Origin of the sequence: Nitrospira sp. CR1.1 (assembly GCA_014055465.1) — a bacterium.
In the GTDB taxonomy this organism is placed as follows: Bacteria; Nitrospirota; Nitrospiria; order Nitrospirales; family Nitrospiraceae; genus Nitrospira_A.
Genome location: WIAF01000004.1, coordinates 230,891 through 252,905, shown reverse-complemented (window position 1 = coordinate 252,905; position 22,015 = coordinate 230,891). Strand labels below are relative to the sequence as shown.

The 22,015-nt window shown below is 57.0% G+C and carries 21 protein-coding genes and 2 pseudogenes; 12 read left to right on the top strand and 11 right to left on the bottom strand.

All coding sequences use genetic code 11. The features are described from left to right. Positions 1–43 precede the first annotated feature (43 nt). The gene (locus GDA65_10125) at positions 44–415 is read right to left on the bottom strand and encodes a hypothetical protein (GenBank protein ID MBA5863048.1); all 372 of its coding nucleotides are present in this window, start codon (positions 413–415) and stop codon (positions 44–46) included. Between the two features lie 31 nt (positions 416–446). Then, on the bottom strand, positions 447–1,259 hold the full coding sequence (locus tag GDA65_10120; protein ID MBA5863047.1) for a methyltransferase domain-containing protein: 813 nt from the start codon (positions 1,257–1,259) through the stop codon (positions 447–449). 134 nt (positions 1,260–1,393) lie between these two features. Here GDA65_10120 and GDA65_10115 point away from each other — a divergent pair. Then, a pseudogene (locus GDA65_10115) lies at positions 1,394–1,627 on the top strand (RNA polymerase subunit sigma-24). A gap of 31 nt (positions 1,628–1,658) precedes the next feature. On the opposite strand, the gene GDA65_10110 reads toward GDA65_10115, so the two are convergent. Continuing rightward, positions 1,659–2,036, bottom strand: a complete 378-nt coding sequence (locus tag GDA65_10110) for a VOC family protein (GenBank protein ID MBA5863046.1) — start codon at positions 2,034–2,036, stop codon at positions 1,659–1,661. Positions 2,037–3,307: 1,271 nt separating this feature from the next. Between GDA65_10110 and GDA65_10105 the strand changes: the two genes are divergently transcribed. From GDA65_10105 to GDA65_10055, 11 genes and pseudogenes are all read left to right on the top strand, one after another. Continuing rightward, entirely contained in the window at positions 3,308–3,721 is a 414-nt protein-coding gene (locus GDA65_10105) for a VOC family protein (protein MBA5863045.1), read from the top strand. Positions 3,722–3,776: 55 nt separating this feature from the next. Then, a complete protein-coding gene (locus GDA65_10100) occupies positions 3,777–4,133 on the top strand; it encodes a YciI family protein (GenBank protein ID MBA5863044.1) in 357 nt (118 codons plus the stop codon). 88 nt (positions 4,134–4,221) lie between these two features. Beyond that, positions 4,222–5,403 (top strand): exo-alpha-sialidase, encoded by a 1,182-nt coding sequence (locus GDA65_10095; GenBank protein MBA5863043.1) that lies wholly within the window; start codon positions 4,222–4,224, stop codon positions 5,401–5,403. A 162-nt stretch (positions 5,404–5,565) separates the two neighbouring features. After that, positions 5,566–5,862 (top strand): hypothetical protein, encoded by a 297-nt coding sequence (locus GDA65_10090; GenBank protein MBA5863042.1) that lies wholly within the window; start codon positions 5,566–5,568, stop codon positions 5,860–5,862. 34 nt (positions 5,863–5,896) lie between these two features. Next, complete coding sequence (locus GDA65_10085; GenBank protein ID MBA5863041.1) at positions 5,897–6,262, top strand: YciI family protein; 366 nt, start codon at positions 5,897–5,899, stop codon at positions 6,260–6,262. A gap of 128 nt (positions 6,263–6,390) precedes the next feature. Beyond that, positions 6,391–6,879 carry a VOC family protein gene (locus tag GDA65_10080; GenBank protein MBA5863040.1) on the top strand — a complete coding sequence of 163 codons (489 nt, stop codon included), beginning with the start codon at positions 6,391–6,393 and terminating at the stop codon, positions 6,877–6,879. Between the two features lie 13 nt (positions 6,880–6,892). Next, positions 6,893–7,317, top strand: a pseudogene (locus GDA65_10075) (YciI family protein). A 212-nt stretch (positions 7,318–7,529) separates the two neighbouring features. Continuing rightward, positions 7,530–8,129, top strand: a complete 600-nt coding sequence (locus GDA65_10070) for a DUF1579 domain-containing protein (GenBank protein MBA5863039.1) — start codon at positions 7,530–7,532, stop codon at positions 8,127–8,129. Positions 8,130–8,546: 417 nt separating this feature from the next. After that, on the top strand, positions 8,547–9,743 hold the full coding sequence (locus tag GDA65_10065) for an efflux RND transporter periplasmic adaptor subunit (GenBank protein MBA5863038.1): 1,197 nt from the start codon (positions 8,547–8,549) through the stop codon (positions 9,741–9,743). Then, on the top strand, positions 9,740–12,922 hold the full coding sequence (locus GDA65_10060) for a multidrug efflux RND transporter permease subunit (protein MBA5863037.1): 3,183 nt from the start codon (positions 9,740–9,742) through the stop codon (positions 12,920–12,922). Before GDA65_10065 ends, GDA65_10060 begins: the two co-directional genes overlap by 4 nt. Continuing rightward, positions 12,915–14,345 carry an efflux transporter outer membrane subunit gene (locus GDA65_10055; GenBank protein MBA5863036.1) on the top strand — a complete coding sequence of 477 codons (1,431 nt, stop codon included), beginning with the start codon at positions 12,915–12,917 and terminating at the stop codon, positions 14,343–14,345. Before GDA65_10060 ends, GDA65_10055 begins: the two co-directional genes overlap by 8 nt. 43 nt (positions 14,346–14,388) lie before the next feature. Here the strand turns inward: GDA65_10055 and GDA65_10050 are convergent, their stop codons facing one another. The 8 genes from GDA65_10050 to glgB form a co-directional block, all read right to left on the bottom strand. Beyond that, positions 14,389–14,823, bottom strand: a complete 435-nt coding sequence (locus GDA65_10050) for a hypothetical protein (protein ID MBA5863035.1) — start codon at positions 14,821–14,823, stop codon at positions 14,389–14,391. 270 nt (positions 14,824–15,093) lie between these two features. After that, positions 15,094–15,273, bottom strand: a complete 180-nt coding sequence (locus GDA65_10045; protein ID MBA5863034.1) for a hypothetical protein — start codon at positions 15,271–15,273, stop codon at positions 15,094–15,096. A gap of 472 nt (positions 15,274–15,745) precedes the next feature. Then, positions 15,746–16,108, bottom strand: a complete 363-nt coding sequence (locus tag GDA65_10040; protein MBA5863033.1) for a hypothetical protein — start codon at positions 16,106–16,108, stop codon at positions 15,746–15,748. Positions 16,109–16,355: 247 nt separating this feature from the next. After that, a complete protein-coding gene (locus GDA65_10035; GenBank protein ID MBA5863032.1) occupies positions 16,356–16,688 on the bottom strand; it encodes a hypothetical protein in 333 nt (110 codons plus the stop codon). A 289-nt stretch (positions 16,689–16,977) separates the two neighbouring features. Continuing rightward, a complete protein-coding gene (locus GDA65_10030; GenBank protein ID MBA5863031.1) occupies positions 16,978–18,258 on the bottom strand; it encodes a hypothetical protein in 1,281 nt (426 codons plus the stop codon). A 495-nt stretch (positions 18,259–18,753) separates the two neighbouring features. Continuing rightward, positions 18,754–19,194: a hypothetical protein gene (locus tag GDA65_10025; GenBank protein MBA5863030.1), complete on the bottom strand. Its 441-nt coding sequence runs from the start codon at positions 19,192–19,194 to the stop codon at positions 18,754–18,756. A 136-nt stretch (positions 19,195–19,330) separates the two neighbouring features. Beyond that, positions 19,331–19,816, bottom strand: a complete 486-nt coding sequence (locus GDA65_10020; protein ID MBA5863029.1) for a hypothetical protein — start codon at positions 19,814–19,816, stop codon at positions 19,331–19,333. Positions 19,817–19,915: 99 nt separating this feature from the next. Next, entirely contained in the window at positions 19,916–21,823 is a 1,908-nt protein-coding gene (gene glgB, locus GDA65_10015; protein ID MBA5863028.1) for a 1,4-alpha-glucan branching protein GlgB, read from the bottom strand. Positions 21,824–22,015: the final 192 nt, after the last annotated feature.

Genomic DNA, 22,015 nt, shown 5'->3' with positions numbered 1-22,015 from the left:
TGAACAAGCGGACGCCGCGCCGCGCATGAACGGGCGCTAGCCCCTACGAAGCAGAAGCCTGAGAATCAGGTGGACCATACTTCTTTTCGTGTGAAAGCGATTCGGAGTCAAGGACGGTGAGTATGCCTTTCATACCGAGCAAGTGGTGAAAGTGCACGGTGCATTTGTATGTGTAGGTTCTCGGTTGCAGATCAATCGTAAGCGAAGCAGTTTCCCCCGGCTTGAGGATCGGCGTCGTTTGATCTACGCCGTTGACTTGTATGGAAAAATTGTGTGGGATCACCACGTCGTTCCTGACGGAGAATGTAACGGTCCCCGCGTTCACCTGTGACGCAACAGTGCACTGCTGCCTACGTGGAGACCATGAGAAGTTGGGCTGGCGCAGGCGGATAAAGCGACACTGGGTATCACACATCGTAGCGCCATAGCGCCGCACATCGGGACAGTCACTGACGCTCCGGCTTACCTGCTTTGACGATATGCGCAGGCAAATCGAACATGACGTGTCCCCGGTCTCGGACGTAAGGGCTAAGAGCCTGTTCAGCTTCCTCCAGTATTCGTTCGATCTGCTCCTCGGCCAATACAACCTTCATGACCGGCAACCAGCCTCTCAAGTCTGCCTCTACCATCGAGTGGACGTTCGGGAAGTGTGCCGTGCCGATATGCGTCGCGATCTCCACCGACCCCATACCGGCCTCATTGAATAACGATCCAAGCTCGCGCCGATTGCCTAGAGCAAATGGTGCACGTAGGGCATCGGCAGCGTGCCTGCCGGCAATCCGCTCAAGTAAGGCGACCTCGAGTGCGTATGCCGGTATGTTGTCGAGAGAGTCCCAGACAGCAACGATCAAATAGCCTCCGTTAGCTAAGACCCGCACCATTTCGTGAATCGCCTCGCGCCGATCGGTGAAAAACATGAGCCCAAACTGGCTCAGAACCGCGTCAAAGAACTGATCCGGATAGGGGAGCGCCTCTGCCGTTCCTTCCCGCCACTCAACTCCAGAAGCCAGCCGTCGGGCCACTGTCAGCATTCCAGGGTTAGGATCGAGGCCGACGACCGCACCAGCATCACCCACGCATAATGCGGCCTCCCTGGCGAGCACTCCAGTGCCACAAGCCACATCCAACACCCGCTGGCCAGGCTTGAGCTGAGCTGCAGCAACGACTCGCGGCGCCCATTCTTGGAATAACGCCGGAACAAAAAACTCCTCATACGCGGTTGCGGCATCGATCTGCGCTTGCAACATCCGGTCGGTCATGTTTCCGTCCTCTTTGTACCTCTGGACTTGTCACTCATACCAAGAGAACACTTTCATGCTAACTCGGCGCGTGCCCATTGTCATCTGGACCGGTGGTCTCAGGCGGCTGGCGGTGGTTTCTGCCTCCTGTGGTTTCGGTGGCTGTGGCGATGCGTGACGGTCCGTCGGCGGGTCTTACGCTGGTCGATGCCATTCTCTCGCGTGGCGATCTTACCAATTATCATCTGGCGCATTCCGCGCGAGCCGACTTCTGCCGGCGACTGGGGCGAACCGTGGAAGCCCGAGCGTCATATGCACGCGCGCTGGCACTCACGCAGCAGGAACCGGAGCGGCGGTTTCTGGAAGGACGATTGAGAGAGCTGAGCTAAGTGCGACGACGGGCGGCTGACACTGCGGCCCTTAAGGCGTCTTGTTGGACTTTCGTCGATGTATCAGGATGGAGTTTCCATCCGGGTCCGAGACGATGGCCATATGGCAGACGGGCGTCTCTAACGGCTCGAGGCGGAACCGGCATCCATTCGTTTTCAGTAGCGCAATGGCGGCGTCGAAATCCTCCACCTCTAATGCCGCCGACCCGCCGCCCGGAGACGGATTCCAATCCGGTGCGCCGTTGCCGATCCCGAGCGTGCCCGCTCCGATGTCGTATTCCACGAATCCCTTGTCGTCTGAGCCAAAAAAGCGCGCTTCCTTCAACCCCAATATGCCCTCGTAAAACCGGCGGGCTCGTCGGAGGTCCGTCACTGGATAACAGGTGAATGCAATGTCCGTGACTTTCATTTCGATCCTTTCTTTGAGCACCGTGATGTCACGGTTACTCCGGCCGTGTGCGCGGAGCGGAGTAGCGCGTGCTATGAGTCGATAACGTGCTCCTGTACCAGGAGATATCCGTATACCCCATCAGAAGCAAACCTCTTGTTTGGAATTCGTTTCGAACCAGAAATATGGTCAAAGCGCTCCTTGGGATCGAAGCCGGTTACTATTCTGCCGATCGAGTAATCATATTCCGGCTGTGACCCGTGAACAACAGTTGCTTGCTGGCTAGCTCGACCAAATACTGCCGCGTCAATATAGATTGTAGGCAGGGCAAATGGCATTTCGCGCCGAGGCCACCTTTCGGTGTGCGCAGGCTGCGGTTTGCCTAGCAACATAGAGATTGCACGGTCTAGGCAATACCGTCCATTCGCCGTCGTGGCCTCATTGGGCGGAAATGCCCTATCGTACCCAACATGCCATGTGCTATCTTTTTCAGCCCTAAAAACTTGTGGCGTGAGTCGTCGTAGATTCTCAAGTTCGGCAGTGGTTACACCTCATTCAACACCATCAAGACGAAGGCGTTCATGATCGATTTGAACATCATCAATTGGGGTGTTGACGTGTTGATCACTCCACTCTTTATTGCGCGTCCAGTTAGGCGATTTGTGCCCACCTCTGCGTAGTAGGCCACGCAATCCCATACGTTCATTGGCCTCGACATCCCCCCATTGTTCGCATATTCGTACTCGATTTCAACGAAGAGCGCTTTTCGTATGGAGATCAGCGCGTCTAGTGGCTTGTCTTCGTTGAGCAGTGCAACCGCTTCGCGTCACAGTTTTTGCGCCTCACCCTGATCTCATAGGTCAGAAAGAAATATGGCTCGAAAGTTTTCCCGAGCACTTGCGGAAGAATGCTTGAAATCGCTGCATCGGCAGCCTCGGCGTCGCCTCGAACTGTGATTGATTCTGCGAGCTGGCCGTAGTGCGTAGTGACGACCCGCTGTTTGTGGTGGGCCGGCGAGAATTGATGATTCATACTTGCTGCGTCACATGTGCTTCTCTTCAACGACTTTTCGCAGTCGCAGTTCCCTTAAGGTACCCACTATTCCCGGAATCATACTCCCATCGGAAAACGGTTCAACCGATACAATCCGTTGAAATTTCATTCCTTTGGCAGATAGCCCCTCCCATATTCTGCAGCTGGTGGTTCCTTCTCCAAACCTGATGTCGATTTTGTTCGATTCGAACGACTATCTTGCGTGTACAAGAATCTGATCATCATGAGGGGAGGATCCCATGGCAAAGACGAAGCAGGCACGAACGAGTAAGGTGGTCAAAATGCCGGCGAGTATCTGTTGGTTTGAGGTGCCGGCTGACGATATCGCGCGGGCCAAGAAATTTTATGGGGGACTGTTCGGTTGGACTTTCGCGAAAATTCCTGCCGCCATTCATGACTATTGGCACATCGACACTGCCGGCAAGGATGCGTCGCCGGATGGAGGATTGATGCCGCGTATTTATAAGGAGCAGGGCATCACCAATTATGTGGCGGTGCCGTCGGTCAGCCGGGCTGCGGCCAAGGTCGAGAAACTCGGCGGGACCGTCTGCAAATCTAAAACGCCTGTGCCGGGGATGGGCTATTTCGTGGTCTGTCAGGACACGGAAGGCAATACGTTTGCCCTGTGGGAAATGAATCCCAAGGCTAAGTAGTGCTATCGCGGGTGGGCTGGGATTGCGCGTCTATTCATGACATGAGGAACCCATTATGAAATACCTTTGCCTGGTGTATGTCGAAGAAAAAATTCTGCACGCCCTGCCAAGTGCCGAGCGCCAGACGCTTTCAGACGAATCCATGGCCTATTGCGACCGGTTGCAGAAGCTGGGCCAGTTGGTGACGGCGTCCCCGCTGCATCCGGTCGAGACGGCGACCACCGTGAGAGTTCGCGATGGCAAAACCATGACGAGCGACGGACCGTTTGCCGAAACCAAAGAACAACTCGGCGGCTTTCTCTTGCTCGATGTGCCGGATTTGAACGATGCCATCCGCATCGCCGCGCAGTTTCCTGCCGCACGCATCGGCAGCGTGGAGGTTCGACCCATGAAGGAGCAGGGTTGCGCCTGACAGGCGTCGATGGAGAGTCAAGGCTTGCCATGCGGTCATGAAATCACCTCGCGCCGCAGGCCGGTGCGAATCGAGGAAGGAGTTGGATATGAGCAGTGTACGAGTGCTCGTCGGAACACGAAAAGGCGCATTCATCCTGACATCGGATGGAACCAGGAAACAGTGGGAGGTGACCGGTCCGCATTTCGGCGGGTGGGAACTGTATCACCTCAAAGGGTCGCCGGCCGATCCCAACCGCGTCTATGCGTCGCAGAGCAGCAGTTGGTTCGGGCAGGTCATTCAGCGTTCGGATGACGGAGGGAAGACCTGGCATCCTCCGGGCACCAAGCCCGAGGATCTCATGGGAGCGGACGGTATGCCGAATGGCGCGAGCAACATGTTCGTCTATGACCAGTCGGCGGAAACCGGAAAGCCGCTCACCACACATCAACATTACGACGGCACGCAACGTCCGTGGGAGTTCAAACGGGTCTGGCATCTGGAACCGTCCACGACCGATCCGGACACGGTCTATGCCGGTGTGGAGGATGCAGCGCTCTTTCGTTCGACCAACGGCGGAAAGACCTGGCAGGAGCTGGCCGGGCTCCGCGACGCCAAGGGGAAGCTGTGGCAGCCGGGCGCCGGCGGGATGTGTTTGCATACCATCGTGCAGGATCCGGGGAACGCGCAGCGAATGCACATTGCGATCAGCGCAGCGGGTGTGTTCCGCACCGACGACGGCGGCAAGACGTGGCGGCCGACGAATCGCGGACTGAAGTCGCAGTTTGAACTGCCGGATCCCGATGCGGAGGTTGGCCACTGCGTGCATTGCATTACCATGCATCCCTCCCGCCCGAATGTGCTGTTCATGCAGAAACATTGGGACGTGATGCGCAGCGACGACGGCGGAGAGTCGTGGCATGAAATCAGCGGGAACCTGCCCACGGACTTCGGCTTTCCGATTGCGGTACATGCGCATGAACCGAATACCGTCTACGTGGTGCCGATCAAGAGCGACTCCGAGCATTACCCCCCGGAGGGCAAGTTGCGCGTGTATCGTAGCTGTAGCGGCGGCAATGAATGGGAGCCTCTGACGAAGGGGTTGCCGCAACAGAATTGTTACGTGAACATTCTGCGTGATGCGATGTCCGTGGATTCCCTCGATCCCTGTGGCCTGTACTTCGGGACGACGGGCGGCCAGGTGTACGCCTCGTCTGACGGCGGTGACAGTTGGTCGCCGATTGTGCGGGATTTGCCGGGGGTTTTGTCGGTCGAAGCCCAAACGCTTTAACGGCTGCTGAAAATGGCCGCCAGGTGCGTCCTCGGTTGCGATGCTCACTGCGACGTACCCAGAGGGTACGCTTCATTCGCGTCAGGCCCTGCGGCCGTGATCTCTCGGTGAAGCGGTAACGCTCGATTCAAGAGAGAGGCGAACGATGTCTGGAGGTTCCCAATGGTACGCGTGATATTGCCGCAACATTTGCGAACGCTGGCCAAGGTTGACGGTGAAGTGTGTTTGGATGTGCGTGAGCCCGTGACGCAAGAAAGGGTCCTCGATGTGCTGGAGCTGTGCTATCCCGTGTTGCGCGGGACGATTCGAGATCATGTGACCAGGCGGCGTCGGCCGTTCATCCGGTTCTTTGCCTGCGAACAGGATCTGTCGCACGACTTGCCTGATACTCCGTTGCCCGATTCGGTGGTGAGGGGAGAGGAACCGTTGTTGATCGTGGGCGCCATGGCCGGCGGGTAGCCCCGTTTGCACAGAGATCAGTGGAGGCACGTCCATGAAATATCTGTTGTTGGTTCATCATAATGAAGAGGCCTTTGCCAAGATGACAGAAACGACGAGGCGGGAGATGTTGGCCGAATCCGTGCAGTTGACGCATCAACTCCATGCCACTGGGCAATATGTGAGTGCGTCGCCGCTGCATCCGACTTCAATGGCGGCGCGCGTTCAGGTCCGTGAGGGGAGGGCGATCGTGACCGACGGTCCCTTTACGGAAACACGCGAGCAGACGGCCGGGTATTTCCTGGTTGAAGCGCAGGACCTCCAGGCCGCGATCGGTATTGCGTTGCGGATTCCCGGCGCACGACTCGGCACGGTGGAGGTCCGGCTGGTTCGGGAGATAGACGGTTTACCGGAAACCTAGTCGAGGCGCTCTGGCTGGTCGCGAATCGTTCCTGTTATTGGCCTGTCGATTTTCAGCTCTCCGTTCGACTAATGAGCAGAAGCAACGTATGGACACCGTCGTCTGCTCAGAGAAAGGAGCCATCGAATATGCACACCCTCACTCCCTGCCTCTGGTTCGATCATCAGGCCGAGGAGGCAGCACAGTTTTACGTGTCGATTTTCAAACATTCGAAGATTGGACACATCACCCGTTATGGGGAAGCCGGGGCACAGGCTGCGGGAAGACCGAAAGGGTCGGTCATGACCGTCGCGTTTGAAATCGAGGGGCAGGAGTATGTCGCGTTAAACGGCGGGCCGGTCTTCACATTCACCGAAGCGGTTTCGTTCATGGTGAAATGCCGGACGCAAAAGGACATCGACGACCTGTGGGAGGGGCTCACGCGGGACGGGGGAGAGCCGGGGCCGTGTGGATGGCTCAAGGATAAGTATGGATTATCGTGGCAAATCGTCTCTCCAGAGTGGGAGGCGATGTTGCGGGACAAGGATCCGCAAAAATCCGAACGAGTCATGCAGGCAATCTTACGGATGACGAAACCCGATCTCGAAACCCTGAAGCAGGCCTACGAGGGCCAATAAGGAGCACCGGATTATGCGGTGTATGATCATCGTCAAAGCTACCAAAGAGTCCGAGGCCGGCGCCATGACGAGCCAGCAGGTATTAGTGAGATGGGCCGCTTCAACGAGGCACTCGTCCAAGCCGGTGTGATGTTGGCGGGCGATGGACTCCACCCGAGTGCCAAGGGCGCGCGTGTGAGGTTTTCTGGCGCTCGACGTACCGTGATCGATGGTCCCTTTACTGAAACCATAGAATTGATCGCCGGGTATTGGGTATGGCAGTGCCGGTCGAAAGCAGAGGCCATCGAGTGGGTCACAGGTTGTCCGAATCCGATGCCCGGCGAATCCGAGATTGAAATTCGCCAGGTGTTCGGGGCAGAGGACTTCGGCGCGGAGTTCACATCGGAATTGAAGGAGCAAGACGATCGCCTCCGCGCGAAGATAGCGAAGAATACCTAGATCATCGAGGACCTGTCGGAGAAGACGGTGATGTACTTAGGCACAACCCTATTCTTCGTCTCCGGCGCATTGACCAGGCCGCCGCCACGTGATTGACTGGATGCGGACCACCTGGACTGCCGAGAGACGGCGCACCGTGTCACGTCAGACTTTACGAATCGGAGGACGCTATGCGATCGAATGACATCATCCCCACCCATAAGGAGGCCATCATGCGGTGTATATCAATTACGCTCGCTTGTCTCTGCACGCTCATGATGACGCTGCCTGTCTCCGCCAAGGAGAAGAAGTCTGAAAAGGCTCTGGATCCTCAAGCCATGATGGAAGTGTGGAAGAAGGCCGCCATGCCGGGAGAGCCCCATAAGTTGTTTGCCAGTCTCGCCGGTAGTTGGACGACTCAGACTAAAGAGTGGATGGAACCTGGGAAGCCGCCGTCAGAATCCGCCGGCACCGCTGACATGAAGATGTTGTTGGACGGACGTTTTCTCTATCAGGAATTCAACGGCACCATGATGGGACAACCCTTCGCCGGGATCGGCATCGACGCGTACGACAATATCAGCAAGAAATATGTCACCGCCTGGATGGATACCATGGGGACTGGAATTTTTACCATGCAAGGTACGGCCAGTGCCGACGGCAAAACGATTACGTTGAAAGGCTCACATCCGGAACCTGGCGGAGGGCAGATGCATCACCGTGCGGTTTGGAAAATCATCGACCAGAATTCACAGATCTTTGAGATGTATGGAAATCATGGGCATGGGAAGGAAATGAAATTCATGGAGATTACCTATACAAGAAAACCATAGAACGAGGCCTCTGTGTGGCAGCGAATGCCGGTCGATGAGTCGGCGCCATGACGAAATGGCCTCCGGGGATGCGTATCCTGCACGTGTGAGTGATGCGCATCCCCGCGACCGGCGGGACGATGAATCCCGGTTCCAGATATCGATGACACCCTCCATGTCTCCACTTGAGCAGCTGCCCTTTCCGGTCGATCGTGCGGCCATCGTTCGCTGAATCGTCGAAATGTGGTTACGATGCCCCTGCCGAGGTGTCGCTCGTCACTAGTGGACGGGCCAACCGTGCTCCTCCGCTCCTCGATGCGGGTGAGGACCTTGGCAGGCGGGAAGGGGCTCCGTTGCTTGTGTGGCGGCCAATCAGTAAGATAGGCTGGTTGTTACATCAGGCGCAGATGCCGCTTGAAATTTTATCAGGGAGTACGCATGGCCGGCCGATCACGATGGTTCACAGTGGCCCCGGTGTTTGGGGGGTGTCTTGCATTGGCGTTGCTGCCGGGTTGTAAGCAGGACGCGGGCTCGTCCCCGGTGCCTCAGGTTCCGGAGGTCGGCATTGTGGTGGCCACCGCGCAGGATGTGCCCGATGAGCCGGAGTTTATCGGTCAGTCGGAATCGTCTCGCCCGGTTGAAATCCGCTCGCAGGTCACGGGCATTCTCAAGGCGTGGTTTTTCAAGGAAGGCCGCGAAGTAAAAAAAGGCGATCGTCTCTACCAGATCGATCCGGTGCCCTTTCATGCCGCGATGTTGAGCGCAAAGGCGAAAGTGTCCCAGTCTGAGGCGCGGCTGATCCAGGCCAGGCAGAATTTAGCCCGCGTGAAACCGCTCTTGGCCGAACAGGCCGTCAGCACCAAGGATGTGGATGACGCGGTGGCTGAAGAGCTGGCGGCCAAGGCGGCCCTTGAAGGCGCCAAGGCCGAATTGGTGAAGGCGAAGTTCGATCTCGACAACACGCTGATCGTGGCTCCCATTAGCGGCATGATTGAGCGGACGCGCGCCTATGAAGGCCGATTGATATCGGCGCAGACCGATCTGTTGACCATCATCCAGCAGGTCGATCCCATGTATGTCATCGTCAGCGCGCCGGAAAGCTTTCTCTTGAAGCGACAGCGTGATGTGAGCGCGAAGCGCATTCAGCATCCCGGCGTCTATCAACTGCGTGGCGTGTTGACCTTTGCCGACGGGACGATCTACGGGCAGGAAGGCGTGCTGGATCTGCTGGATGTCGGCCTCAAGACCGATACGGGATCGCGGCAGGTCCGGGTGGTGTTTCCCAACCACGATATGGTGCTGCTGCCGGGACAATTTGTGCGGGTACGGTTTAAGGGCACCCTGAAGACCGGCGCAATTCTCGTGCCGCAACGCGCTGTTCAACAAGGCACGAAGGGCTCCATTGTGTTTGTCGTCGGGGCCGACGACAAAGTTGAAATGCGGGAAGTGCAGGCGGCGAGCTGGCAAGGCAGCCAATGGATCGTCGAGCAAGGGTTGCAGGTCGGCGACCGCGTGATTGTGGAGGGCTTGCATAAAATCGCCCCTGGAGCGCCGGTAAGGGCTGTGCCGGTTCCCGCCGCTGGCGCGATGACCGTTCCGACTGCCGCCCCGCCGCAGCCGGAGCACGCTTCGTGATCTCACACTTTTTTATCGACCGCCCGATCTTCGCATCGGTGTTGTCGATCGTCATCGTCGTGATTGGGATGGTCGCGTTGCAGGCGCTCCCCGTCGCCCAATTCCCTGAAATCACTCCTCCGGTCGTGCAGATCGAAGCCGACTATCCCGGCGCCAATGCCGAAATCCTGGCCGATTCGGTGGCGCGGCCCATTGAGGTGCAACTCCCCGGCATCGACAATCTGCTGTACTACGATTCCACCAGTACGAACGACGGGCACATGTCGATCAAGTTGACCTTCGAGATCGGCACTGATGTCGATATCGCGCAGGTGCAAACGCAGAATCGCGTGAAACTCGCGGAGCCTCAATTGCCGCCCGAAGTCGTGCGGCAGGGCATCAGCATCAACAAAGTCTCGCCGGACCTGTTGGCCGTCGTCGCCTTGAGTTCCACCGATCCCATGCATGACACGGTCTATCTCTCCAACTATGCAATTCTTCGCGTCCTCGACAACCTGAAACGTCTCCGCGGCGTGGGCAATGCGATCGTGTTTGGTTCCCAGAATTACTCGATGCGCTTGATTCTGGACCCGATCCGCATGGCCCAGCTCAGTCTCACACCGACGGATATTGCGAATGTCGTTCGTGAGCAGAATCGTGATTTCCCTGCCGGAACCATCGGCCGCGAGCCGGCGTTGAAGGGCACGGAGCTGACCATCCCCGTCATTACGCAAGGCCGTCTGACGGAAGTGAAAGACTTTGAAGAGATGATCGTCCGCGCCATGCCGAACGGGTCTATGGTCCGATTGAAAGACGTGGCCCGCGTTGAATTGGGAGCCCAGTCCTACACGCTGGAAGGGCGTTGGAACGGCAAACCAAACGTGTTTCTGCTGACGTTCCTCTCGCCCGGCGCGAACGCGCTTGAAACGGTGAAGCGGCTTCGAGGTGAATTGGCGGAAGTCTCCAAGGCGTTTCCCGCCGGCGTGTCGTACGACATTCCCTATGACACCACGCGGTTTATCGATGTCTCCATCAAAGAGGTCGTGAAGACGCTGGCGGAAGCGATGGTGCTCGTCATCCTGGTGGTCTATCTCTTTTTGCAGAGCTGGCGCGCGACGTTGATTCCAGGTGTGGCCGTGCCGGTGTCGCTCATCGGCACGTTCGCCGGGATGCAGGCGCTGGGGTTCTCGATCAATACCCTGACTTTGTTTGGAATGGTCCTGGCAATCGGCATCGTGGTGGACGATGCGATCGTCGTCGTGGAGAATTGCGAACGGCACATGACCCAAGGCAAGCTTTCGGCAAAGAACGCCGCCAAGCGTGCGATGGAGGAAGTGACGGGGCCGGTCATTGCCATTGTGCTGGTGTTGTGCGCGGTGTTCGTGCCCGTAGGGTTTCTCGGCGGCATCACCGGGGAGTTGTACAAGCAATTCGCAATCACGATTTCCATGGCCGTGATTATTTCCGGTTTTGTGGCGCTGACGCTGAGCCCTGCCCTCTGCGCCCTCGTGCTCAAGCCGGGCGAAGAACGACACCACGGGTTGTTCGGTCTGTTCAACCGGGCCTTTTCATGGATGCAGGGGCGATATATCTCGACAGTCGGGATGGCGCTGACGCGGCGCCTGTTGTCGGTGGCAGTGTTCGTCGTACTCCTTATCGGCGTCTTTATGTTGTTCAGGATCATTCCCAGCAGTTTCTTGCCGGAAGAAGACCAGGGATATTTCATTACGATCGTACAACTTCCAGACGGGGCATCGAAGCAACGTACGGATACGGTGTTGAGCAAGATCGAAAGCTATTTTTTGGCCAACCCGTCGATACATTCGACGGACGCCCTTTCGGGACAGAATTTCGTATTCAGTACGCGCGGACCCAATGCGGCGACCATGTTCGTTCCGCTCAGACATTGGGATGAGCGCACGGCGCCGCAGCAGCATGTCAAATCATTGATTGGCGCGGCCTATGGAGAATTTGCCAAAATTCCGGAAGCCTTGATCCTGGCCTTCAATGCCCCGTCGATTCGCGGACTCGGCGCGACAGGTGGATTTTCTGTGCAGCTTCAGGATCCAAGCGGTGGTGATTTCAATAAGTTCTCGACGGTGGCGCAGGAGTTTGTCGCCAAGGCGCGACAGAACCCGGCGATTGGGGCCATCGGAACCAGTTTTCGCGTCACGGCTCCGAGAATTTTCGCCAAGGTGAATCGCGAGCGCGCCAAGGCGTTGGGGGTGCCTATTTCAGAGGTCTTCGATACGCTGCAGGCCTATTTCGGCAATTTGTACGTCAACGACTTCGTCAAGTTTGGTCGCGTCTTTCGCGTGCAGACCGAGGCCGAGGCGCAATATCGGTCAACCCCAGACGACATCTCCAAGATTTATGTGCGGGCCGTGGGCGCGCAGGGGACGACCATGATTCCCTTGGATACGGTGGTAAGCACGGAGTTCAACAGCGGTCCCGATCCGGTGACGCATTTCAACGGGTACAACACGGCGCTTGTGCTCGGTTCGGCGGCCCCAGGGGTGAGTTCCGGGCAGGTGTTGGATGCGCTTGATACGTTGGGGAAGGACGTATTGGTGCCGCAGGGATACGGGATCGATTGGAGCGGCATTTCCTATCAGGAACGTATGGTCGGCAATCAGTCGCTATATGCCTTCGGTTTCGGATTGTTAATGGTGTTCTTAGTACTGGCTGCGCAATATGAAAGCTGGGTGGTTCCCTTTGCGGTGATCCTTGCGGTTCCCATCGGCCTGTTCGGCGCGTTGAGCGCCGTCTGGCTCAAGGGGATGACCAATGACATCTACTTCCAAATCGGTTTGGTGACGCTGATCGGACTCTCGGCGAAGAATGCGATTCTCATCGTGGAGTTTGCGAACAAGCGCTATGAGGAAGGTCATCCCCTCTTGGATGGAACGATCGAGGCGGCTAAGCTCCGGTTCCGTCCGATCGTGATGACATCGATGGCCTTCATTCTTGGTGTCGTTCCCCTGGTGATTGCTACGGGCGCCGGCGCAGCTAGCAGAAATTCGATCGGGACGGGGGTGTTCGGCGGAATGTTGGCAGCCACGTTTCTGGCAATTTTCTTTGTGCCGCTGTTTTTTGTGTTGATTCGTTCGCTAGGTCGCGGCGGGAAAGGTCAGCTTCCTCCTTCCATCCAAAAGAGGCCGGATGAACCTGAAAAGGAGCGTGATCATCAGCATGCGTAGATTGGCATTGGTGCTTTCCTCGACTCTTCTGGCGGCCTGTGCGGTTGGTCCTGATTTTACCCGGCCTGATGCCACGGCTCCGGATGCATTCCGCATGGCGGAACCGGGCAGTGACACTGAGTCGATTGCGAACACGCCCTGGTGGGAGCTACTGAAGGACCAGGAACTGCAAAAACACATCCGGACGGCGTTAGAGGAAAACAAAGACCTCAAGCGCGCCGCATCGGCGGTCGAAGAATTTCAGGCCCGCCTGTTCATCGCGAAGACCGACTTTGCTCCGCAGATGAATGTGACGGCTAACGCACCGCTCTTCGGTCGTAAGAGTAATTTTCTCTTTCCCGGATTTCCTAACCCTTTCAACTATTACGTGCAGGGGAATCTGTCCTGGGAGATCGACATTTGGGGACGGATCCGCCGGTCCAATGAGGCGGCGCGCGGCGATCTTTTGGCTCGAGAGGAGAATCGACGCGCCATTGTGTTGCAACTGGTCAGCGGCGTGGCGGAGGCCTACTTCGACCTGCTGCAGTTTGATATGCAACTTGATATTGCTCGGCGTACGCTGAAGTCGTGGGAGGAGTCGGTGAGAATTGCCCAGGCCCGCTTGCGGCAGGGCATGATTTCCAAGCTCGATGCTGATCAATTCGAGGCTGAACGGGCCAATGCCGCGGCGAAGGCGGCGGAGTTCGAGCGGCAGAAGGTGCAAAAAGAAAATCAGCTGAGTGTGTTGCTGGGACGAAACCCCGGACGGATCGCGCGCGGACATTCACTTACCGAACAGGTCATGCCGCCGGAGGTGCCGCCCGGGCTCCCTTCGGAGTTGCTTCAGCGGCGTCCGGATATTCTACAGGCTGAGCAAGACCTTGCTGCCGCCACGGCCCGAATCGGGATGGCCAAGGCCGACCGGTTTCCCAAATTGAGTATTACCGGGATCCTGGGTGTAGCGAGTCCACACCTGTCTCGGTTAGTGGCAAATGAGACGGCGTTCGGGGTAGCCGGGCCTGGTTTGGCCGCTCCCTTATTGAATGCCCAAATCTTAGGATTTCAACAGAGAGCTGCAGAGGCACAAGCGCAACAGGCCGTGGCCCAATATGAGCAATCTGTGTTGGTGGCATTTAAGGAAGTGGAAGATTCCCTGGTGGCGGTGCGGACGGTGCGTGAACAGCGCGCTGCGCAGTTGCAACAGGTTGAGGCCTTGCGATCAGCGCTAAGCCTGGCAAACCTTCGTTATAAGGGTGGGTTGGCAAATTATCTGGATGTCTTGATTGCGCAACGCAATCTCTTTGAAGCCGAGCTGGCGCTCATGGGAGCACATCGGTTGCATCTGGTGTCCATTGTCCAGCTGTACAAGGCGCTTGGTGGCGGATGGACGCCCGAGGGGCAGCCATCGGTTTCACCGGTTTCCCCCGCGCTAGAAAAGAGCTAGTAGGACAGATCATTCCACGATTCCGAAATCTCTGATCCAATGATCAGACTTGCCGTCTTGCGAACTTGGTGTTGATCTTAGGTGCAGGACTTTCTTTGCGCCCGGCGTCGGTCCTGTGATCGGATAAGGGCGCAGGCGTGAGAATCATGGCAAGAGTTCCACCTAGCGCAGCCATGAGGATCAGGGTGAGACCACTGCGAATCCACGATGCGCTGGTTTGAATTCCGAAGGCAATGTTCGCCAAGTTGAAGATCCAGACTGTTGCCGCCACCCATGCCAGGTGTTCCGTTCGATTGCGCAACATGCGAATGCCTGCGACTGTGAAGCCAAGCGCCCCAGATAAGAGATTAGCCATGTAGGCAGTTGAGGGGTTGTTCTGCAGGGTGACTCCAATGAGAGCCATACCCAATCCGGCCGCAAATGTGAAACCATATACGATTGCCGCGTCGCGCAACACAATCTTTACGCTGACCGTCATTGCAAATGTTCCTCCTGTAGACGCTCGCCGGGACGACTAGGTTCCAACTGTGTCAAAACCAAAAAGGAAACGTCTGGAGAACGCCTGCGGCAGTGGTGGCCCGGGGGCTCGCGTGTGATTATGTCAGCCGAATAATGCGTCATGCGTCCATCCGTCTTGGCTCAGCGGGGAGTAACATACGTCGAATGCTCTGAGGCGAGGAGACTGAAGAGCCTTTGACGCGGTCCTTCGCCCGTGCGAAGGGCCGTGCGGGTTTTGCCGAGAGGCTCATTACAGTCGTTTCTTCCGGGCCGAGGTGAGTGCCGCTGGGTCATGGGGCACTGATTTTCGATTGCGCATCCATCGCTTCAGCCGCTTGGACAACGCATACACCAGGTTGTCGACTGCAAGCACCACCGCGCCGATCATGAACAATCCCAATACGAGAGCCAGCTCTACATCAATGGACATGCTAGATATTCCATGAGTCAGGTCGTCGGTATCGTTTATGCCGCCAAATGAGCCATGCTTTCTGTGCTTGAGGGTTGAATTGTTCTCTTGTCTAAATGGAGCTTGCAGGTACTGTTCGCTTCCTGCGTCTGTCGGTTTCGCTGTAGTACACTGTCCGACACATTCCCGCAATTCATGCAGCGCCATGCCTGGAGCCACATAGGTCCCGAGGAATCTTCCATATCGAGGAGAAAATCTTCGACCATGCATCCAGCGCAGCGAGAGCAACTCATAGTGGAATCCTCCGTTGTTACTGCCTGCATCTAAGCGTAGATCTTAGGGCTCCTCTCCGATAGACCTGAACGAAGTACCTCCTTGGAGGGTGCTCCCACGAGAACTCAGCGCGCGTGGTATGCGTTGAGAGCCTGGATGTTGAGGTCTGGCCCATGTGAACGAGGTCTCTCTCCTGGCTTTCACTGAGCGGGGTATGTGCTCAGTCCGCTGCGGTGATCGTGAGTGCCGACTGTGTTTCCTGGAATGCCACTTCCAAGGGGAAGACACGTCCAAGAAATCGATTAAGGCGATCGCGCTCATCTGTATCCATGATGAGAAGTTCGACTCCGAATCGCTCCTCCTGTATCCAGATCACTTTTGCCAGATTCACTGAAACAGGCCGCTTTTCTTCGGGAAGGTACAGCTTCATAGCGAGGAAATCGCCATCTATGAGTCTGTGGCTGGTTGTGCGCAACGTGCCGTCCCGCTCTGTAGCAAATAGCTGGGCAAGCTCCGCGCATCCTATGGCGCCGTCTGAAAGGATGCCGTGCAGAATGAATTGCGGTACCGAATCGCGTGTCATTTTCCCTCCTTGTTGGCGCTTCGCCATCACAAATTCCGGTGCCGAGGGTAGCCCGCTTTTGAACGGCCAGATAGTCTTCGAAGAGGGTACTTCTAACGAGTGATGGGAACTCTTTCGCGAACGAGGGGATGACGCGTGTCTGGCGTCATCTAGATTTGCGGGCCGGGCTGGTGACAATTAGACGTGCAGGGGCCGTCCTCGGTTTAGGGAGCCGTCCGGGCTCCGTCGATACGCTCGTCGTTTACGGTCAGGTCTCCCACGTTGGCGTGGCGGCGCCGGATGGCGCCTGATTTCTCGCTTTCGCGGCTTGGGCCCGGTAGCTGGGAATCGGGAGTTCCAGAATCACGGCATGATGGACCACCTGATCCAGGGTTGCCGCCGTGGTCATCGGATCCTTGAAGATCTGGCCCCACTTGCTGAAGACGAGATTGTTGATGATCAGCACCGACCGACGCTCATAGCATTCGGCCAGCAGGGTGAAGAGCGCTGCCATCTCTTCCCGGTCCTGTTGCGCATACCCGAGGTCATCGGGAATGTGTGGGGCAAAGCGGTTGCGCCGTTTCAGTTCGGCCGCGAGCAAGCGCTGGACAAGTCGGCGTCACGCGTTGCCATGCACGCCCAAATTGGGCCGCTTGGGCCACGGTCACACCTCGGTCTCGAACCAGATTCATCGCCTCAGTTCAGGCTTTCAGGTGAACTCCATCGTTCCATGCCCAACTCCGGTTTCGTTCATACTCCTACCTCGGTGCCTTTGAAATCGACAGCAGGCCAATTCCGAGTGGTTGTTTTCTAAGTAGCGCCCATATCTGTGGATGGAGGAACAGGACGGCAGGAATGAACCCTTGTTTTCGTCGTCGCCTGCCCACAGGTTAGCGAAATGTCAGTAGGCTGTTGAGGCCCTCATTTTTGGGCCTGTAGGTGGGATAGTGAAGGAGCCGAATGTGGACAGATCCGTCTAAGACTTCTGTGTCTGTGCCTGTTTGCATCACCGGCCGATAGAATCGTGGGTGGATCCACTTTCGAAAGCCGACAAAACATTCGCTAAACGAATCATGAATGAGGCTTAACATATTCGGCTTTTCTGGTATCCCGCCTGGCTCAATGGCCAATCCCTTTGCCACCGAGTGTCGCTGTATCCAGGCCAAGGACGCGTCAGCCAAATCTCGATCGGGATAGGTTCCGCCAAGGTCTCCATGCGCTCCAGCAAACCATCGTTGCTCAATGATTTGTCCAGCCTTGGGTGGGGATGTCCAGAGTGTCGCATTGTGGTCTGCCCGATGTTCATCGATCGCGACTGCATGACAAGCCTGTTGCACATTGGGACTTAAGTCAGTATCGCGAAAGTTGTACCGGTGTTCGTTCAGCCATCGGAGCGCGCTCGTTGGAATACCTAGCGGGCCCACGGTATCCCAGAGTCCCAGCAATGTGACGGCAATCTCCGAACCGCCTCTGCGTCGACTAGGATGAAATCCCGACGAGTGTCGAGCGTGCTGTAGGGTTCGATACAGCCGGTAGGCTTCATCGATGACGTGATTTTCAGGATCAATGACCATCCGGGTAAGGCATTCACGCAGATGCCCGGCTGCGCCAATCGAGGGCGAGAGCGGGCTTGCTGCCTTTCGCACCAGCCTGACATGGTCCGCATTGAGCCGTGTCGGTGATGGAAGACCGGCGAGCGTGAGGAGTCCTACTAGAGATCGGGCGGTATAGGCGCCCCGGCTGAACCCATAGAGATACAACTCATCACCAGGATCATACGTTGCCGCAAGGTAGGCATAGCCCTGGAGAATTGTTTGGTCCAGGCCATACCCGAAGGCGCCATCGCGGAATCGATTGAACCAGGGTATTGCGGTGCCGGGCTCATACCATTTTTGCTGTAGGCGTCCATCGCCTGCGCGAGGAAGAATCGACTGGTAGAGCCGTAAGACATTCGTTGCCGGAGGTGAATCGACCCGGGAGGCGGATCGAGATTGTCTCGAGGGTTGCTTTGATGAAAAGCCCCAGACGCCAGGGTTTGGAGGGCGGTCCCATTCACCATCGAAACACAGAATCACGCGTTTTGACACACAAGCACTTTCTCCGCGACAGGCGCAGGCAGTGAGATCTTCTCCGCATGAGCGACCCCTTGGACCGGAAGCACTCAAAGTCAGCGGGGATCAGATTTGGGCTGCAGGCAGGGGAGAAAGCAAGCCTGATGCCAGCAGTGCACTGCGCAGTTGCCGGAGGGCGATAGATACGAACCTGTCTCAAAATCGTTCATTGGTCGGGGAACCGTTTGCTCGAAGGGCTTGAACCGTGAGCAAATTGCAAAATCCTTGTAACTATCGCAATCGATGTCCTGGGGCTTGCATAGCGGGGTCCATCGGACTGTCGGTTTTCAATTTTGGGATAGGGTCATGTCGTCGAGTGCAGATTACGCGAAGGGCATCTCTGGAGAACCTGCGCAGCAGGAGGTGAAGTTCTGTATCTGATGCGATACGCAGCAGTATCTGAACGCATACGCGATCTGGTCGAGGCTGGTAACGACTGTATGGCGAATGCGCAGGACACGCATTGCTTGTCCCCCAGTTAGGTGAAGTGTTTTCGGGAAGCTGTTAGCGGAGACATGTTGCTGGAGCGATAGGCTACCAATGCGGAGCAACCGCCTACCGGCTGGTACTTTTTAGGATGAAGTCCCGGTCCTGCTCGATTTGTGCAGCTAATTGTTGGAGTGCCTGAGAGGTGGCTTCCTCAATCGGTTCTTGGTCTGAAGCGGTAATCCATCGAACTGAAGATCCCATGGCTTCGCCTTCGGCTGCATAGGTCTTGAAGGTCGCTTGCCCGGAATAGGACAGGTCAGCTTCCAGATGGACCCGATAAAGATAACGTTCCGGCGCTCGAAGGGTGAGCCAGGCTTTTACCACCAGTCTGAGGTCAGCTGGATCTGGTCCCACCGCTCTAAATGTCTGCCGTTCAGCAAAATAATGGATGGCGGCTTGACGCAGGTCTTTTGCCGGCCAATCGAGCATGGGAATCCCCGGCATGTGGTCGGCGCCTTCTATGGCGAGGAATGGCACGTCAAGCTGCGCGCCGGCAGGAATCGCCATCGTGGCCGGGTTATTCGATGGGGGTGCAACGTGAATTCTGTGGACACACCCGGACACGAGAAGGCCAGCTGCCAGCAGAAGAATCGTCAGTCGTGGCGCAACGTTGAGCATGGTCGAGTGTATCGGGTCTTCCTCGTTACCGAGAGGGAGGATTAGGGCTGAGCATATCCAGGTCGCGAATGGCTCGCGCCGCTTGTTCTCGATAGGTTCGTTCGGTGGCGCCGGTGTAGGTATCGATGACGCGCTGGTAGGTTGCCCGGGATTGAGCATAGTGTTTCTTGATCGAAAGATATTGTCCTAGAGCCAGCCAGTTTTGTGCGGCGGTTTCGTTGGCGGTGCGGAGGTCCGTCCATTCACGATCGATTTGATTGCTGCCTGGTTGGTTGACGCGTCGGGTGACGATTTCTCCCAATTGGGCGGAGAGGTGCTCAATGGCTTCGTTCTCACGAACGGCGGCCGCGACCCGGTCGTGCTTCAAATGATCATAGAACGATTCGACATGGTCTTTGATGGCGTCGGCGCGTTTCTCATGGATGTCGTGAGAGCAATGCGTAAGGGCCAGGGACACAGCGAACAGCAGCAGTCCGTGCCACATCACCGTCGTGCGTGAGCGAATCGCCATCCTCGCCTCCCTCATGATCTCATCACTGTTTTCGATCGTGCCGGATGAATGCCGTGATCCTACCTGAGCCAGAGTAGAAAGGCGAGTCGGTAGCCGGCGTTACGACGCAGACTTGAAGAACAGCACAGCCAGGGGGGGCAGGGTCAGGGTGAGGGAGTGTGATCGGCCGTGGGCAGGAACCGGTTCGGCCGAGACACCGCCGAGGTTGCCCAGTCCGCTGCCGCCGTACATCGAGGCATCGCTATTCAGCAATTCTTTCCAATAGCCGCCCTGCGGGACGCCGACTCGATATTGCAGGCGCGGGACCGGGGTAAAATTACACACCACGGCAATACTTTCCCGGGATGACCGTCCGTGGCGTAAAAGGCTGATGATACCGGCGTCCACATCCTGGCAATCGATCCATTCGAACCCTCGAGGATCAAAGTCGAACTCGTGTAGTGCCGGTTCGGCGCGATAGAGGTGATTGAGGTCGGCAACCCACCGTTGCAGCCCTTGATGAGGCGGATAATTGAGGAGGTTCCAATCGATACTGTCGTCATGCGCCCATTCGCGCCATTGGCCGATCTCCCCGCCCATAAAAATCAGCTTCTTTGCCGCTTGCGCATACATATAGCCGAACAGGGTGCGGAGGTTGGCGAACTTCTGCCAATCGTCGCCGGGCATTTTCCCCAGGAGGGAGCCCTTGCCGTGCACGACTTCGTCGTGGGAAAGCGGCAGCAAAAAATTCTCTTGAAACGCATAGAGCATCCGGAAGGTCAGGTTGCGATGGTGATGTTTGCGATACACCGGATCCAGCGCCATATATTGCAGCGTATCGTGCATCCAGCCCATATCCCACTTCATGCCGAACCCCAGCCCGCCGGCATAGGTTGGACGCGACACAGAGGGCCAGGAGGTTGACTCCTCTGCATAGGTTTGCACATCCGGGTGCCGGCGATAGATCTCTTCATTCAGCTGTCGTAGAAAAGTGATGGCTTCAAGGTTTTCCCGGCCGCCATGTTTGTTGGGGATCCATTCGCCTTCTTTGCGCGAGTAGTCGAGATACAACATCGAGGCAACCGCATCCACCCGAAGTCCGTCGGCATGGTATTGCTCCAGCCAGAAGAGCGCGCTGCTGATGAGAAAACTGCGCACTTCGTTGCGGCTATAATTGAACACCGCCGTTCCCCAGTCTGGGTGGAGGCCCTGGCGGGGATCTGCGTGCTCGAAAAGATGACTGCCGTCGAAGCGGCTGAGCCCATGTTCATCGGTCGGAAAGTGCGAAGGGACCCAATCTAGTATGACGCCGATCTGGTGCTGATGGAGCTGGTCGATGAGGTACATGAGATCTTGTGGCGTCCCGTAGTTGCCGGAAGGAGCAAAATAGCCGGTCGTCTGATAGCCCCAGGAGCCAAAAAATGGATGGTCCATGAGAGGGAGAAACTCGACGTGCGTGAAGCCCAATCGCTGCACATACTCGATTAGCCTGGGGGCAGCCTCGCGATAGCTGAGGGAGCGATTGCCTTCGCCGGGCACCCGCATCCACGAGCCGAGATGCACTTCGTACACACTGATCGGAGCCTGAAGGGCGTTGTGCCGGGCGCGGGTTTGCATCCAGGTCTGGTCCTGCCACGTGTAGTTCAGATTCCAGACCACAGAGGCGGATTTCGGCGGAATTTCGTTCAATTTGGCAAACGGGTCGGTCTTGATGAGTACGGCCCCATGATTTCGGGATCGGATATGAAACTTGTACAAGGCGCCGATTTCAACGCCGGGGATAAACCCTTCCCAAATGCCGGATGAGTGGCAGGGGCGAAGCGGGTGGCGGGTCGGATCCCAATGGTTGAATGTGCCGAAGACCGAGACCTGTTCCGCGTCCGGCGCCCACACAGAAAAATAGGTGCCCTCGACGCCCTGAAAGGTCGTGGGGTGCGCGCCCAGTTTGTCATACAAATGAAAGTGCGTGCCTTCGTTGAACAGATACACATCCTCAGATGACAACAGGCTACCGCTCTGCAGGGGCACGGCGGAGGAGGGGGGCGCCAAATCCAGGGGTTCGCCCGGTGAATGATTGCGAACATGATCCATACGCACAGAGTACTGTGGTTTGTGGCGGGGCGTCAATCGGCCGCCTCGCAGCTGATTGGCGGTTGGACTCACAATGAAGTCTGGAGGATCTTGGCTCAGACTAGTGACACCTCTCGATCAAGTATGGTA